Source organism: Candidatus Tisiphia endosymbiont of Piscicola geometra, assembly GCF_964026415.1.
In the GTDB taxonomy this organism is placed as follows: domain Bacteria; phylum Pseudomonadota; class Alphaproteobacteria; order Rickettsiales; family Rickettsiaceae; genus Tisiphia.
Map to the genome: position 1 here is coordinate 78451 of NZ_OZ032144.1, position 15832 is coordinate 94282.

A 15832-nucleotide genomic window follows, 5' to 3' on the forward strand; every position below is an offset into this window, starting at 1 on the left:
CTCTTGGACTTTTTTGCTTCAGTTCGATATCGAACTAATGGTTATATTGATTATACACTCAAATAATTTCAAGAAAGTGTAAAAAATCTCGTAATTCTTGTCGAGCAGCTACGTGAGATATACTAAGCGTTTTACCATGATTGGCTGTTGTTAAGTCAAGTAATGTTAGTCCTTGTAAAAATAATTCTCGGAAAATTACTCTTTCACTAAAGCCAGGAGCAATCTTAAAGCTAATTCTTTTGGCTAATTGTTCAAGAGCAGCACCAACTTTCCTTTTATTGACTGCATCCAAGTTGCTTAATCGATTACGCATAACAATCCAGTTAATTGTCTCACCATTACGATTAGCTTTCTGCATTTTCTGCTCCCAAATCATTTGGCTATAGATTGATGGGGAGATAATTGACAAATTGTCAGCATTAACTTTGGCTAGTACGTCAAAATCAAGGAAACTATCATTAATTGGGGTAATCACCGTATCAGCATAAGAGTGAGCTAATCTCGATAAGAAAGAGTAACTTCCTGGCGTATCGATTACTACATAATCAGCATTTTTTGTCTGTTCAATTATTTGTTCAAACCTAGTTTTCTCGTCCTCTTCCTTAGCTCCAACAACTTGTTCTTGACTTTCGGTCAAATGAAAATGCTGAGGGGTTTTAACCGGATTACCCGGATTCTTTACATTGTAATCACCTCTGTTCTTTAAATAATTTGTTAAAGAACCCTGACGTGAATCAGTATCAATACTAGCTACCGTATGACCATTATACAATAAGCCAGTAATTAGATGCATGGAGCAGGTAGTTTTACCCGCTCCACCTTTTTCATTACCAACTACAAAAATACGATTTGTTTGATTATTTTTCATAGTGATCTTGGATAAATTGGTTAAGAAGCCTTACACCATAACCTACTGCTCCTTTAGGACCAAGAGGATTACCTGTTTTATTATAGGCAACACCAGCAATATCAAGATGAGCCCAAACCATACCTTCCTTAATAAAATTTCCTATAAATTGAGCTGCCGTACAACTACCAGCCGCTCCAGGGACATTACCAATATTGGCAAGATCAGCAATGTCAGATTTAATCATTTCATCAAAATCTTTATGCAGAGGCATACGCCATAATTTTTCATTAACTTTATTACCAACCTCTATTAGCTTATTAGCTAATTCATCATTATTAGTGAAGCATCCAGCATAAGTTTTGCCAAGAGCAACAACGATAGCTCCAGTAAGGGTAGCAAGATCAATGACACATTGAGGTTTAAATTTTTCTTGAGTATACCAAATTGCATCAGCCAGGACTAACCTACCTTCTGCATCAGTGTTATCCACCACCACTGTTTTTTTGGACATAGTGGTTACCACATCTCCCGGTCGTTGAGCGTTACCTGATGGCATATTCTCTACAAGCCCTACTACCCCGACCACGTTAACTTGGGCGTTACGACTAGCCAAAGCCATGATAGCTCCAACTACTGCGGCTGAGCCAGCCATATCATATTTCATATCTCCCATATTGGCTGCTGGTTTAAGAGAAATCCCACCACTATCAAAAGTAACTCCTTTACCAACGAAAGCTACAGGCGGGGTATCATCATCCAAACCATTATATTGCATTACTACAAGTTTAGATTCATTTTGCGAACCTTGTCCAACACCAAGTAAAGCCCCCATGCCAAGATTCTTCATTTCTCTTTCACCGATAATAATAGTCTCAACTCCCAATGGTTCAAGATGTTCTAATATTTTTTCGGAGTAAGATTGAGGGGTTTTGATGTTGGATGGTTCATTTATCATATCTCTAGCAAAGAATACTGCCTTAGCCAATGATTTTTTATCATTAAATAATTCTTCTGCTTTAGACTTGTCATCTATAGAAATCTCCAGAGAATCTACAACAAATTTTTCTCCTTCACTTTGGGTAGTTCTGTATTTATCAAATCTATATGAAGCAAGCAAACAGCCGCTAGCTATAAGCATCGCTACAACAGCTGGCTCATATCGTCCAATATTATGAGAGATTTTTATACCAATAGTTCTAATTTTACAGCAAGTACTACTGGATAAAATTCTTCCCCCGATCTCTTCAATACAAGAGGTCTTTAGTTTTGTTTCATCACCAATGCCAACTATGATTAAATATTTTATTTCCCCATCCTTAGCAACAGAGTTAACAATTTTAATTTGTCCAAATTTCCCAGCAAATACTAATTTATTCTGAATAGTTTTAGAAATTAAACCATGATGTTGTTGGTCAAGTAGCAATAACTCATTGTCTAATTTTAGTTGTTCGTTAATAAAAACTACAGTTGCTTGATTATTTGATAATTCTTTACTTATAAAGTTAATGTTATTGAGCATAAATTCCTATTTTTGAGAGGCTAATTTTATATATTCTTTTTGTAAGCGTAATAATCTGAGTAATGGAAGTATATAAAAAACCCACTAATTAATAAAGTAATTCTTTAAGTCTTTAAATATTATATTCTAAAATTATCTTCCACTAAGTAGAAAAGTGATTAATTTCAATTATTTTTTTGTGGTAGAGTATATAAAAATAAATATTGCCAAGTGTGCGTTTAAGTAGGTGTAATAGTCCTCGATGTTTTAAGGGGGGATGGTACTGGGCTTATTATCAATTTATTACATCGATACTTGAGGTTAATTAGTTTCTTTTAAATTAGATTTAATTTTGTCTGAATATAATTTTACCTATAAACCTTAACCTAAAAATTTCTTTCTTGCTTTTCTACTTGGAAATAGTGTTTTCAGGAAAATAGTGTTATCATCTTCTTTTATATAAGGTACAGCATATATTTCAGTTAGTATCCTTACATATAGAATTTGCTGATCAGGATATTGTTCTTGATTATGATGTTTAGTTATATCTAATAGATTCCCATCTGCTATAGATTGAATTATTTCTTCAAAACCTATTCCTCTTTCAAGCAATAATTTTGAATTCTTTTCATAATTATATCTAAATTTAATCAACTTAAACTACCTAACAACTACAATTTTGTGGCTTCTTTATGAATTAACATATTAATATATGTTTGATATGCTAACCCAAGTTTTGAAGCCTTAATTTTTATAGCTTCAATATCCTGCTCAGCTACTCTTATAGTAATAGGATGCTTTCTCTTTAGGTGTGTTTTAGCTGCATTTTGAAATAGTTTAATATCATTTTGATTTTTAATACTAGGTTGTTCTTCAAAATTAATCTCTATATCCTGCTCATATTTATCTAATTTGTAGCTCATAGTTTCATATATTTTATTTAATATAATAATAAATAGTACATACTATGTCAATACATTATACGCGAATTCGATAAGCGAACAATAGTGTACTGCTCATAAATGAAGAGTTGGTAGACGATAGTATAACTTCAAGAAGAGCTAGGCAGTAGCAAAGTCGAGCGGCGTAGCGTACATGAGTAACTAGGCAGTTTCGGTCTTTGGTCGCGGGAACGCCAATTCTTGAAGTCCTACCTAAGTATGCATAGTGAAGTAGGCTAGGCAATTTTTTTATACTCAAAGTATATTTTTCTTACCGAGTGAATCCATACAATACAAACAATGGTAAATACCACCATTAAAAATGGTGATATAGAGCTAAAAGTAGCTGTTGGTATTAATGTGAAAATAATTGACTGTATTAACCCGCTCGAAGATTTACCAACCTTCGAGCTAATGACGTCTACAGCTGCCTTACCTTTTGTCTTTAGCTCTTGGTCAAGAGGAATATATAACATTTCTCTTGAGGTATCCCAAATTGAATATTTACTACCTTTCACTAGAATGTTTTGTAAAGCACCAATTGACACCGCAAGAGCTAAGGGTGTCATGAGAATGCTACTATCAAATATCGATAATACTTGGTGGTCAAATACGATTAAGATAAAAAACAATATACCAGTAATCATCATGACAATTGGCGGAATTACTGCAGCAACAAACCAGCCATGGCTACGCATTATATTATTGCCTATTATAGTCATTACCATAATAGCAACTCCAGTCCAAAGAATGTAAAGACTATTGAATTCTGCATAACTATTAACAGTGGGGTATAATTCCTTAATTTTTGCTTTCCATACTGCTTCTACCAAATTCATTGATAAACCAAAGGCAGCAGAGCAAATTAGCATTAACCATAAATATTTTGATCTTGTTATATATTTAAAACTTTCAATTAAACCCATGCCTTCTTTAGTAGATCTACCACTTTTAGCATTTGCATAAAATGTTGGATTTGTAAAAACATTTTTGGTAATAAATTTTACAAGTAAACATGATATAACAGCAGAAACTACCACGAGACTTGTTGATATTTTTATAAGTGTAGTTTTGTTGTCCGATACGGTTAAAAAATATTTAGCAATACTGTTCTCAGATGATAAGTTCATCATCAAAAAGCCTACAAATATTAAAGAAGAATTGCCAAATAATGAAAAAAGCGTGTAAAACCTTTTTGCTTCTTCTGTTGTAGTAAGTTCATTAGCAAACTGCCAAAAAAGTAAAACATAAAAGATATTTGGCCAAAGTTCAGATAATGTATAGAAAACCATATAACTCCAATTACCAATTAAAGCTATATACCATTTAAGATGAGGATAAGTTCCCATAATTTGTTCTAGTGAATTTGGACTAATATGGAAAATATCGACATTTGGATAAATAATGAAAGCAAAAAGAATGAAGAATCCAACAAAAAAAGTGATTAAATAGCAAAAAATCTTTTCAAAACTAAAATGATTAAGCATCTTAGCATAGATTATAACGAATAAAGCTGCTGCAGGTGTTACACAATAAACTTTAGTAAAACTTACTACTTCAGCACTAATCTCTGAAATTAAAATACTATCTTTTAAAATTCTTAATATGTTTTGATTGAATAGGACACAGAATATCAGACCGCACATAGGTATGAATTTTCCAAGCTCATGATTATGGATAGGCCAAAATATAGTTCTGAATTTGCTTTTAAATAAGTTTGACTGTATACTAGTCATAATAAGGATTCCCTAAGACAAAAAAAAAACTTGAGGACTATGTTCAAGAGTTTCTCTATAATGGCTTAAGGCTATTATGAAAACCAAAGAAAGTTAGGAACTTATATATTATTAGCCTCCCTATGTCAAGATATTTTAATTTAGCTTGTATAGCAAGATAGGAGATGCTATAACTCTTTATGTCTATATAGAAAATCTAACGAGAGTATATGAGAAAACTATTGTTATTAATCGCTGTTGCAACTTCTGTTATTTTGACTTCTACCATATCAATAGCAGATGAAAATCAATTTTATGTAAAAGCAGAAGTTGGTGCAACAATATTAAGTGAAGGAAGTGAGGCTAACTCTAATATACGAAAGAAGCACTATCCAATTAAGGCTATTTCTGGTTTTGGTGTAGGCTATTATGTAATGAATAATGTTAGAGTAGATTTAACACTCGATTTTGTTCCAAAATTGGAAAGCAGTAAGATTGATAAGAATATTCTAAATATTGTTAGGAATGACAATAAGACACTACCGAAAATATCTCACACACGTGCAGAAGTAGCACATAAAGCCAAAGTAGAGTCATTGTTACTTAATAGTTATATTGATTTGTATGGTGTAGGTATTGCCAAGTTCTTTATAGGAGCAGGTGTTGGAATGGCTCAAATAAAAGAAACAATAACAGCTACTGTGAAACACAGCGATACAGTCACAAACCCAATGGTAGCAGTTTCTGTGTCTTCTAAGAAGGCTAATAATTTTGCCTATCAGTTGACTATTGGGACGTCTATCAATGTGCTTGATCATGTAAATTTTGATGTTGTATATAGTTGGAGAGATTATGGAAAAGTACCATCTAAGCAATATAAATATAATGATACTGAAAAGAAATATAGCACTGCTGAAATGACTAAAAATTCTTACAGAACTCATAATGTGATTGCTGGCATAAGATTTGATATATAATAATAAATATCAAGAATATTTTGATCAATATAATGATTATTCATCCAAATATTTATTGGGTAATAAGTATTGTTCCTTGGGTAAAAAAATAACTAAAACAAAATATTATCAAATTTTATATTATAAAACACTGGCATCGCAAGATTGCATTATTAGTAAAAAAAGAATATTCTTAGTTATTCCTTCGATCTTTAACTCCCCGGAAATTCTCTTCTTAGCTAAATCAAAAAGCTTTGTTGATAACTTAAGACATTGTGGTGAGGTGTTTCTAGTTGATTGCTTTGAAGTTGATGAAGCTGATTATTTGTTAGAAGACTACGTAAAGAGGGTAGTTGAAATTATTAGCAATTTAAGACAAAAAAAGTATCAAATAGACTTAGTGGGACACTGTATCGGTGGTATTATAGGAATGGCAGCCACTATAATAATACCAAACATGATAAGAACATTAACATTACTTTCAACTCCTTGGGATTTCTCCCATTTTGCTACAGCAAGGAATATATACCAATATCTTGGTCTAGATTATTATGTACGAAATTTGCCAATGATCCCTAAACTACATATTCAGATTCTTTTTTTCCTATTAATGCCAAATTATTTCAGTACAAAACTTGATAAATTTTTTACCATAACTGTACCAAAAATAAGAGATTTATCTTTTAGAGTAGAAAATTGGTTGATGTCTGGAACTGCTTTGTCTAGAAATATATATATACAAATTATGGATGATGTAGTAGGCAATAATATGCTTGCAAAACTTCAATGGAAAGTCAACAATATCACCATTGATCCGACATTAATAAATAAACCAGTATATCAAATAATTGCAAGTAATGACAAAATAGTACCAAAATCATCTATGTTATCCTTACACAAATTATTTAGAGAATCTATGATCTTCGAAGTACCAAGTGGTCATATTAGCTATTTGATTAATAACAATTTAGATATCTTATTTAAGGAGTATACTCGATGAGTAAAAAGGCAGTTTATATAACTCATGCAAAAAGAACAGCAGTAGGATCTCTGCTAGGAAGCTTAGGATCAATTCCAGCAACTAAACTTGCAGCTATCATTATAGAATCAATTTTAAAAGATAGTAAACTAGATCCAGCTATTATTAATGAAGTAATAATGGGACAGGTAATCACTGGTGGCGTAGGACAAAATCCTGCTAGGCAAGCTCTAATCCAAGCTGGATTACCTAAAGAAGTTACAGGCTTCACAGTTAATAAAGTATGTGGATCTAGGTTAAAAACGGTATGTTTAGCAGCAAGTAGTATTATTGCAGGTGATAATGATATTGTGATAGCTGGTGGGCAAGAAAATATGTCTTTGGGTTTACATGGATCGTATATTCGTGCTGGTCATAAGTTAGGTAGCACACAAATGGTAGATTTGATGCAGTATGACGGTTTGACCGATGTATTTTCTAATAATTTAATGGGAATTACCGCCGAAAATATATCTAAAAGATTTAATATTACTAGAGAAATGCAAGATGAGTTTGCACTAAAATCACACCAAAAAGCACGTGAAGCACAAGCAGAAGGTCGTTTTAAAGACGAGATCTTACCAGTAGAAGTTAAGATGCAAAAAGCTACATTAATATTTGATCAAGATGAGGGAATTAGAGCTGATATTAAATTAGAAGTTCTAGCTAAACTACGTCCAGCTTTTGACAAAGAAGGTACTGTAACAGCTGGTAATGCTTCTTCTATTAATGATGGAGCAGCTTGTTTAATGGTAGTATCTGAAGAAGCATTAAAGAGATATAATCTAAAACCTCTTGTTAGAATTGTATCATATGCTGAAGTAGGGGTAGAACCAAATATTATGGGAACAGGTCCAGTACCAGCATCGAAGAAGGCTTTGGACAAAGCTGGTTGGAAAGTAGAAGATTTGGACATAATAGAAGCTAATGAAGCTTTTGCCGCTCAAGCTATTTATGTAAATCAACAGATGAATTGGGATATTAATAAAGTCAATATGAACGGAGGGGCTATTGCTCTTGGTCATCCAATAGGAGCAAGTGGGGCAAGAATCTTGGTAACATTAATTCATCAAATGCAAAAAATTAACGCGAAAAAAGGGCTAGCAACACTTTGTATAGGTGGAGGGATGGGGATAGCTATGTGTATTGAAAAGGTAAATTAATAATGCAAAAATTTTCATTTGACTTAAAGTTTCAACATAAAAAAGCAAGAACTGGTGTTATTACTACTAGGCACGGTCAGATACGTACCCCAGCTTTTATGCCAGTCGGTACGAAAGGTACGGTAAAAGCCATGTTGCCCGAAGCAGTGGAGTCTACCGGAGCTGATATAGTACTTGGTAATACTTATCACTTAATGTTGCAGCCAACTGCTGAAAGAATTGCTAAGCTTGGGGGCTTGCGTAAATTTATGAACTGGTCAAAGCCTGTACTTACTGACTCAGGTGGTTTTCAGGTCATGTCCCTATCGAAATTACGTAAAATTACCGAAGAAGGTGTAATTTTTAACTCTCATATTGATGGTAGTAAGCATATGTTAACTCCCGAACGTGCAACTGAGATACAATATCTTCTTGATAGCACTATTACTATGGCGTTTGATGAATGTACCCCATATCCTGCAACATTTGAGCAAGCAAAATCATCTATGGAGTTGACATCTAGATGGGGAGAGAGGTCAAGAAAAGCCTTTGTTCAAAGAGAAGGTTATGGTCAATTTGGTATTGTACAGGGGAGTATATATCAGGAGTTACGTGTTCAGTCAGCACAGAATTTGGTAGAATTAGATTTTGAAGGGTATGCTATCGGAGGTCTAGCAGTAGGTGAGGGGCAAGAACTAATGTTCAATGTGTTAGACTATGCTCCGGATTTGTTACCTAAATATAAGCCAAGATATCTTATGGGGGTTGGTAAACCAGATGATATTATTGGTGCGGTTGCAAGGGGAGTAGATATGTTTGATTGCGTTATTCCAACCCGCTCGGGTCGGAATGGTCAAGCTTTTACCAAATATGGTATAGTAAATATTCGCAATAGTAAATATAGTAGCGATCATGAACCTCTAGAATATGATTGTCCATGCCCAGCATGTAAAAATTATAATAAAGCTTACTTACATCATTTGGTAAAGGTAAAAGAGATTCTAGGGGCGGTACTTATGACGTGGCATAATTTGGTGTATTTCCAAGAATTAATGTCAAGAATAAGACAATATATTCAACAAGGGAAAGACTTTGATTTTATCAATTAGTTCAGAGGGATAATTTTGTTAAAACGGTATAGCTAACACGGATAAGTTCTTGATATACTGCTCGTAAATGAAGAGTTGGTAGACGAAGATCAAAATCAACAAGTGCTAGAAGTGTCCAAGCCGAGGAGCACAGTGTACATTAGTACGTGAGTACCGCAGGTCTTGGACAACGACAACGCAATTGTTGATTTTCATCGAGTATATTGTTATAAGCTCCTAAATGTCTATTAGCGAGTAGCTATCTAGAACCTTAACGGGTTAGCTATAGTATTGGTGCTTTGCTTTTTTAACAATATTTCTACTGTTCTTTTTGCAACTTATAGTGGCACTTCTGATGAATCTGCATCTCCTGACCCATTACCCATTAAATCGGTGTCTTTAGGTACTGAAAAAGCAAATGTAGTGTATGGTTCTTCTGTTTTACTACAATACTCCTGGCAAATAGCAGTACCTTTTTTGTAAATATAAGTAGCAATACCACCTACCGTAATTACTACAATCGCAGCTGAACCTGCAGCTGTCAATATATCTTTCAGCGACCATCCTTGACCTTCAGTAGTTTGTTTGTGTGGTGCTGCTGTAGGAACAGAACCCCTATTAAATGGAGCATTATGAGGTTCTAGGTTGGGTGTGTTTTCTTCCGTTATAGTGGTAGGTGTATTTTCTTCCATTATAGTGGTAGAGTTCGCTGTAGGAGTGGAATTTTCTGCAGAGCTAGGGAGATGGCTCAATGGTAGTAAGTGCTGCTAGTAATTCTTCTAGAGCAGCTTTCTGTTCAAGGGCTTGTGTAAAATTTGGATCTACCTCAAGAGCCTTGTTGCATTCTGTTAGAGCTTCTTGATATTTACCAGCAGAACTCAATCCATTGCACTCATTTAAATGTAGATTTTTTAATAAATACTCCCAATTAAAGCTGTCTCCTTCATCGCTTGAAACAAATGATTGACCTTTGTGGCAAGGTTCATTATAACACTTTTTAAATAACTCGCCCCAGTCTATATGCCCGTTAGCGGGATGTCTTTTCACTCCAACTGCCAAACAGTTCTGATTTGACAAAGTAATGGATTGTACTTCTGATATATCCCCCACACCACGTTTACCTCTATGATGAACTGCATCGGAGTTATCTGTAGGTTCTGCAGATGGGTGGTTATGGTTATATCCAGTAGGGAGTGCACCAACAGCCTTTAATACTTCACTAGCGGCTAGTGTTAAGACAACCGCTTTGGGGATAGTTGCAAGAACATCAGCAGCAGTAGTAAGTCAACTACCTGTATTAGAAGAAGGGGAAGGAGCAGTGATGACTCCAAGCTTTATAGCTGCGTCTTTCATGTTTTCTGATAGTAAGTCTTCACCGTATTTCTTTATAGTTCCTCTCAGATGAAACTTTTTATTTGTATCATTTAATTGGTCAAAATTTTTCGTATCATCAAAATACTTTGGGGTAAGGTCACCGTTGTTGTCACGATAAGGATTTGTCTGTAAATTTTTTTGTTTAGAATGTCTATGATTTTTTGACATAAAAAATTGTTTCCTATTTAATAATATTCAGTTTAACAAGATAGTTAATATAAACTATTTAAATTGATAAAATAGCTTTTTTTATATAGGAGTCAAGGTTTAGTTTCAAAGCTACCCTGGCTAGCTGATAAAAAATAACATAGTGATATTTTATAGTTACCCTGACTAGCATTACTCCGCTATTAGCGAGGAGGCATTTTAGGTGGCAACGAATGAGTTATATAGAACCTTAATGGGTTATAAATAATTTTTTAAAGCAGAAGGTATAATTGTATTTTTTAACTTAGTGGATAGAAATTTTATAGTATACTACATGGATTTGGTAGATAATAGTACTGTGATAACTCATTTGAGTATACATATTTGAAAGACTATAAATGATTACAGAATGTTAATATATAAACGTTATATAATAAGAAATATTGTACCATCCTTGGTGATAATTATTTTCTCGATCACTAGCCTTGTATGGATTACTCAGATATTAAAGTTTTTGTACTTAATTGATAAAGGAATAAAAGCTCAGGATTTCTTAAATTTAATTATTTTAGTTATTCCATCTTTGCTATTTATTTTGCTACCTTTTGCAACTATTATCACTATTATTTATACTTATAATGCTTTAAGTGAGAGGCGTCAGATAATTATTCTGCAAAATTTGGGATTAAGTAATATACAACTAGCTAGTCCAGCATTGATTGTAGCTTTGACAGTTACGTTATTTGCTTATTATATTTCGATTAGTTTATTGCCATTATCTTATGCAAAGCTTAAATCAGATCTTAATTTCATGAAAAATAATTATGCATCCACTCTACTAGATGAGAAGACATTTAATACAATTTCTAAAGATATCACAGTTTATTTTGATAAAAAATTGGCTGATGGTACTATGAAAGATTTAATCCTTTTTGATAATCGTAAACATGATAATCATGCAATTTTATTTTCTAGATCGGGGATATTTAAAATATATAATAACTCTTCGTTTTTTCAACTAAAAGATGGAGTTAGGCAGGTATATGATTATAATGGTAATTTAACTAATTTATCATTTGATGTTCTAACAGTAGAATTAGTCAGTAATGATGCTAAAAGATTGGTAAAGGAAGAGTATAGTCGAGAAATCAATGAATATTATATTCATGAATTATTAAAACCCAACAATAATCTATCAAAGCAGAGACAGATTAAATTAGTTGCTGAGGGACACCAAAGATTGATTTGGCCAATGTATAATTTTGTACTTGTTTTTCTAACATTGTCGGTTTTTTTAAGACAGCCTTATAATAAAAAATCTAGTCTGAGGCAGATTCTAATTACAGCACTTTCTGCAATAATTATCACATATTTACACTTTGTATTACAAAATCTTGCTTCTAAAGATTCAAATTTTATCTTTGCTTGTTATGCTAACATTATTATCGCTATTATTTTAAGCCTGTATTTATATTTTCGTAAAATTATATGAGTTTTCAAGATTTACCACAATTCCTAAAAATTTTAGAGCAAAATGGTCTCCTAAATCGTATATCTTATCCTGTATCATCTAACCTTGAAATAACAGAAATCAGTAGAAGAGTTTTAATAAAAGATGGTCCTGCTCTTTTGTTTGAAAATGTTATTAGAGATGATGGGACTAAGTCTGATATGCCAGTTTTAACTAATTTATATGCCAGCACGCAGCGGATTGCCTTAGGACTTGGTTTAAAAAATACAGAAGAGTTGAGGAAATTTGGTGAATTGCTAGCTTTTCTTAAAGCACCAGAACTACCTTCTTCCTTTAAAGAAACCTTTGCTATGTGGCCACTCGCCAAAAGAATATTGGCTATGTCACCCAAGATTTTGTCAAAAGCTCCTTGTCAAGAAGTGATAATTAATGATCCTGATGTTAATATATTGCCGATACAAACCTGCTGGCCTCTTGATATTTCACCACTACTTACTTGGTCAATAGTTGTTACAAAAGGACCTAGCTTAGAAAAAATAGATAATTTTAACCTTGGTATATACCGAATGCAAGTAGTAGAGCGTAACAAACTTATTATGCGCTGGCTTAAAATGCGAGGTGGAGCTCAGCAACATAAGCGTTGGCAATCAGCAAAGATTGATCCTTTCCCTGCTGCAGTGGTTATTGGGGCAAGTCCTGCCGTGACTATGGCTGCTGTTATGCCGCTACCCGATAATATGTCTGAGTATAATTTTGCTGGATTATTAAGAGGTAAGTCAATTGAACTGGTAAATTGCGTCAGTATAGATATGAAAGTGCCAGCTCATAGTGAAATTGTTATTGAAGGGCATGTAAGTTTTGATGAGTATCTACCAGAAGGACCATTTGGCGATCATACAGGTTACTATAATGACGTTGAATATTTTCCAGTATTTAATGTTAAGACTATTACCATGAAAAGACAACCTATATATTTAAGTACTTATACTGGTAAACCCCCAGATGAGCCATCTATACTTGGTGAAGCATTAAATGCAATGTTTATTCCGATAATTCAACAGCAATTTCCAGAGATCGTTGATTTTTGGTTGCCACCTGAGGGTTGTTCTTACAGAGTTGCTGTGGTATCTATTCGTAAGGCTTATGCAGGTCATGCAAAAAGAATAATGATGGGGATTTGGTCATTTTTAAGACAATTCATGTATACAAAATTTATTATTGTGGTAGATGATGATATAGATATTCGTGACTGGAAGGAAGTGGTTTGGGCAATATCTACTAGGGTAGATCCTTCTAGGGATACTACTTTTATCGATAATTCACCAATAGATTATCTTGATTTTGCCTCACCTGTGTCTAGCCTTGGTAGTAAAATGGGAATAGATGCAACTAATAAAATAGTCCCAGAAACTAATAGAGTTTGGGGTAAGAAAATAGAAATGACTAGTGAAGTTGTTAAAAAGATTGACAAAATTTGGGATATGCTTGGTATATCCGCAAAAACTTGAAATAATTTTTTCTTAAAACACTTAGTGTTAGAAATTTATAGTATATATTATATATACTGCTTGTAAATGAAGAGTTGGTAGACGATAGTATAACTTCAAGAAGAGCTAGGCAGTAGCAAAGTTGAGCGGCGTAGCGTACATGAGTAACTAGGCCGTTTCGATCTTTGGTCGCGGGAACGCCAATTCTTGAAGTTCTACCTGAGTATACTCAAATGACTTGAAGAATTGGAATTGGATATAGTGGATAATATTTCTAGTGATGAAATAATCAAAAATATAAAAAAAGTTAGTGATAAATACCAAGAGATAATACTTTGTCTTATGCAGGGCAGGGGGAACATGATCCCTGCATCTCTTATTGATATGGATAAAAATAGAGTTATATTATCAAGCTTAAGTGAACAATTTGTAAAAAATCCTGAAAAATTTTGGCAACTAAATATTCAGTATGTTGAGAAATTTCAGAATCTTGTCATAAATTCAGTAGAGAAATTTGTAGGGAAATCAACCACTCCTCTTTTTTCACCAAATAGTAAAGATAGAAGGTTTAAGGATTTAGCTTGGCAGGATAATGCGTATTTTGATTTTGTTAAGCAGTTCTATTTAATGTCTTCAGAATGGTTACAGGATAATATCGAACAATATGAACTAGCACCTGACCTTAAACAACATTTGGCATTTATGACGCATCAATTTATTAATGCCTTCTCTCCGTCAAATTTTGCTTTTGGTAACCCGATAGTTCTTAGTAAAATTTTGGAAACAGGTGGTCAGAATCTTGTTCAAGGCTTAGAAAACTTTCTTGCAGATATAAGAAATTCTAGTGATATATTAAATATAAAAACTACCGATAATAATGCTTTTTTACTTGGCAAAAATATAGCTACTACTAAAGGAAAAATTGTTTTTCAGAATCAATTAATACAGTTAATATGTTATGAACCTAAGCAAAAAACACGGGCGATACCATTACTTATAATTCCACCCTGTATTAATAAATACTATATACTTGATCTATCTGAACATAATTCAATGGTAGCATTTCTTGTCGAACATAATTTTCAAGTATATATGGTCTCTTGGGTTAATCCCGATGAAACTCTAGCTGATAAAAGTTTTGAGGACTATGTAAAAGAAGGAGTTTTAGAAGCTTGTGAATATATAATGCGGTTTGGATATAACCATATTAATGCTATTGGTTATTGTATTGGTGGAACTTTTCTTGCAACTGCTGTTGCTTATCTGAAGGCAAATAATTTAAATTATATTAATAGTGTCAGCTTTATTACTACCCTTTTAGACTTTAAAAATCCTGGGGAAGTAAGTATTTTTGTCAATGAGTCATCGATTGCCATGATCGAACAAGAAATGAATTCTAAAGGATATTTTGATGGTCGTTATTTGTCGAATAGCTTTAGTTTGCTAAGAGCTAATGATTTAGTATGGTCGTTTTTTGTTAATAACTATCTGCTTGGTCAAACTCCAATGCCATTTGACTTATTATATTGGAATGCTGATCCAACGAATTTACCAACTAATATGTATCTAAATAATTTATTAAAAGAACCGAGTAACTTATCATTATTTGGTACGCCAATTGATTTGAGCAAGATTGACTGTAATTCTTTTTTCCTTGCTGCAAATGACGATCATATAGCTCCGTGGCGATCGGTGTATGAAGGATTAAAACTATTAAAAGGTAACAAAACCTTTTGTCTTACAAGTTCTGGACATGTTGCAGGGGTGGTTAATCCTCCTGCAATGTCTAAATATAATTATAAAACTAATAAAGACTTAACCTTGACTAGTGAATCATGGTTTATTAATGCTGATGAGCATCAAGGATCATGGTGGTCTTACTGGCTTACTTGGTTAGAAGATAATAGTGGTGAGTTAATAAAATCGATAGATTATGATAGGTTAAAATCCATCGAACTTGCCCCCGGCAAATATGCTCATAAAAGAATATAACCTCTAACTTTTTTACCTAATCTCAACTTGATAGAGCTAAATAAAGTGAGCCGATGAAAATATAGAATCAATTAATGTGAGCCAAGAAATTTTGAGAGTCAATTAAATCAAGCTAGACTGTATTTTTAAAGTCAGTTAATTTAAGCCGCTTGT

Annotated in this window: 15 protein-coding genes; 7 read left to right on the forward strand and 8 right to left on the reverse strand. The window is 33.3% G+C overall.

Annotation, left to right across the window (positions count from 1 at the left end):
• Nucleotides 1-58: 58 nt before the first annotated feature.
• From AAGD26_RS00390 to AAGD26_RS00410, 5 genes are all read right to left on the reverse strand, one after another.
• A complete protein-coding gene (locus tag AAGD26_RS00390; RefSeq protein ID WP_341751753.1) occupies nt 59-868 on the reverse strand; it encodes a division plane positioning ATPase MipZ in 810 nt (269 codons plus the stop codon).
• A complete protein-coding gene (locus AAGD26_RS00395) occupies nt 858-2369 on the reverse strand; it encodes a leucyl aminopeptidase (protein WP_341751754.1) in 1512 nt (503 codons plus the stop codon). Before AAGD26_RS00395 ends, AAGD26_RS00390 begins: the two co-directional genes overlap by 11 nt.
• Nucleotides 2370-2729: 360 nt before the next feature.
• Entirely contained in the window at nt 2730-3002 is a 273-nt protein-coding gene (locus tag AAGD26_RS00400) for a hypothetical protein (protein WP_341751755.1), read from the reverse strand.
• 17 nt (nt 3003-3019) lie between these two features.
• Nucleotides 3020-3271: a CopG family antitoxin gene (locus AAGD26_RS00405; protein WP_341751756.1), complete on the reverse strand. Its 252-nt coding sequence runs from the start codon at nt 3269-3271 to the stop codon at nt 3020-3022.
• A 254-nt stretch (nt 3272-3525) separates the two neighbouring features.
• Nucleotides 3526-5025 (reverse strand): Npt1/Npt2 family nucleotide transporter, encoded by a 1500-nt coding sequence (locus tag AAGD26_RS00410; RefSeq protein ID WP_410520619.1) that lies wholly within the window; start codon nt 5023-5025, stop codon nt 3526-3528.
• A gap of 209 nt (nt 5026-5234) precedes the next feature.
• On the opposite strand from AAGD26_RS00410, the gene AAGD26_RS00415 reads away from it, so the two are divergent.
• Genes AAGD26_RS00415 through tgt form a run of 4 tightly spaced genes read left to right on the forward strand, consistent with a single transcriptional unit; the run spans nt 5235 to nt 9229 of the window.
• Complete coding sequence (locus AAGD26_RS00415; RefSeq protein ID WP_341751757.1) at nt 5235-5981, forward strand: outer membrane protein; 747 nt, start codon at nt 5235-5237, stop codon at nt 5979-5981.
• Nucleotides 5971-6960, forward strand: a complete 990-nt coding sequence (locus AAGD26_RS00420; RefSeq protein WP_341751758.1) for an alpha/beta fold hydrolase — start codon at nt 5971-5973, stop codon at nt 6958-6960. Before AAGD26_RS00415 ends, AAGD26_RS00420 begins: the two co-directional genes overlap by 11 nt.
• On the forward strand, nt 6957-8141 hold the full coding sequence (locus AAGD26_RS00425) for an acetyl-CoA C-acetyltransferase (RefSeq protein WP_341751759.1): 1185 nt from the start codon (nt 6957-6959) through the stop codon (nt 8139-8141). The genes AAGD26_RS00420 and AAGD26_RS00425 overlap by 4 nt, the downstream gene beginning before the upstream one ends.
• A gap of 2 nt (nt 8142-8143) precedes the next feature.
• Nucleotides 8144-9229 (forward strand): tRNA guanosine(34) transglycosylase Tgt, encoded by a 1086-nt coding sequence (gene tgt, locus AAGD26_RS00430; protein WP_341751760.1) that lies wholly within the window; start codon nt 8144-8146, stop codon nt 9227-9229.
• Between the two features lie 317 nt (nt 9230-9546).
• On the opposite strand, the gene AAGD26_RS00435 is transcribed toward tgt, so the two are convergent.
• The 3 genes from AAGD26_RS00435 to AAGD26_RS00445 form a co-directional block, all read right to left on the reverse strand.
• Nucleotides 9547-9900, reverse strand: coding sequence for a hypothetical protein (locus AAGD26_RS00435; RefSeq protein WP_341751761.1), 354 nt, complete (start codon nt 9898-9900; stop codon nt 9547-9549).
• Between the two features lie 43 nt (nt 9901-9943).
• Nucleotides 9944-10318, reverse strand: coding sequence for a tetratricopeptide repeat protein (locus tag AAGD26_RS00440; protein WP_341751762.1), 375 nt, complete (start codon nt 10316-10318; stop codon nt 9944-9946).
• 174 nt (nt 10319-10492) lie between these two features.
• Complete coding sequence (locus tag AAGD26_RS00445) at nt 10493-10750, reverse strand: hypothetical protein (protein ID WP_341751763.1); 258 nt, start codon at nt 10748-10750, stop codon at nt 10493-10495.
• A 388-nt stretch (nt 10751-11138) separates the two neighbouring features.
• Between AAGD26_RS00445 and AAGD26_RS00450 the strand changes: the two genes are divergently transcribed.
• The 3 genes from AAGD26_RS00450 to AAGD26_RS00460 all read left to right on the forward strand — a co-directional run bounded on the left by AAGD26_RS00450 (nt 11139) and on the right by AAGD26_RS00460 (nt 15679).
• Complete coding sequence (locus tag AAGD26_RS00450; RefSeq protein WP_341751764.1) at nt 11139-12221, forward strand: LptF/LptG family permease; 1083 nt, start codon at nt 11139-11141, stop codon at nt 12219-12221.
• Complete coding sequence (locus tag AAGD26_RS00455; protein ID WP_341751765.1) at nt 12218-13708, forward strand: UbiD family decarboxylase; 1491 nt, start codon at nt 12218-12220, stop codon at nt 13706-13708. The genes AAGD26_RS00450 and AAGD26_RS00455 overlap by 4 nt, the downstream gene beginning before the upstream one ends.
• Before the next feature lie 240 nt (nt 13709-13948).
• Nucleotides 13949-15679, forward strand: coding sequence for a class I poly(R)-hydroxyalkanoic acid synthase (locus tag AAGD26_RS00460; protein ID WP_341752351.1), 1731 nt, complete (start codon nt 13949-13951; stop codon nt 15677-15679).
• The last annotated feature ends 153 nt before the right edge of the window (nt 15680-15832 follow it).

Excerpts from the sequence above, each read along its gene's own strand:
- tgt (WP_341751760.1), top strand. The coding sequence starts at position 8,144 with ATGCAAAAATTTTCATTTGACTTAAAGTTTCAACATAAAAAAGCAAGA.
- AAGD26_RS00405 (WP_341751756.1), bottom strand. The coding sequence starts at position 3,271 with ATGAGCTACAAATTAGATAAATATGAGCAGGATATAGAGATTAATTTT.
- AAGD26_RS00435 (WP_341751761.1), bottom strand. The coding sequence starts at position 9,900 with ATGGAAGAAAATACACCTACCACTATAACGGAAGAAAACACACCCAAC.
- AAGD26_RS00455 (WP_341751765.1), top strand. The coding sequence starts at position 12,218 with ATGAGTTTTCAAGATTTACCACAATTCCTAAAAATTTTAGAGCAAAAT.
- AAGD26_RS00450 (WP_341751764.1), top strand. The coding sequence starts at position 11,139 with ATGTTAATATATAAACGTTATATAATAAGAAATATTGTACCATCCTTG.
- AAGD26_RS00425 (WP_341751759.1), top strand. The coding sequence starts at position 6,957 with ATGAGTAAAAAGGCAGTTTATATAACTCATGCAAAAAGAACAGCAGTA.
- AAGD26_RS00410 (WP_410520619.1), bottom strand. The coding sequence starts at position 5,025 with ATGACTAGTATACAGTCAAACTTATTTAAAAGCAAATTCAGAACTATA.
- AAGD26_RS00395 (WP_341751754.1), bottom strand. The coding sequence starts at position 2,369 with ATGCTCAATAACATTAACTTTATAAGTAAAGAATTATCAAATAATCAA.
- AAGD26_RS00445 (WP_341751763.1), bottom strand. The coding sequence starts at position 10,750 with ATGTCAAAAAATCATAGACATTCTAAACAAAAAAATTTACAGACAAAT.
- AAGD26_RS00390 (WP_341751753.1), bottom strand. The coding sequence starts at position 868 with ATGAAAAATAATCAAACAAATCGTATTTTTGTAGTTGGTAATGAAAAA.
- AAGD26_RS00415 (WP_341751757.1), top strand. The coding sequence starts at position 5,235 with ATGAGAAAACTATTGTTATTAATCGCTGTTGCAACTTCTGTTATTTTG.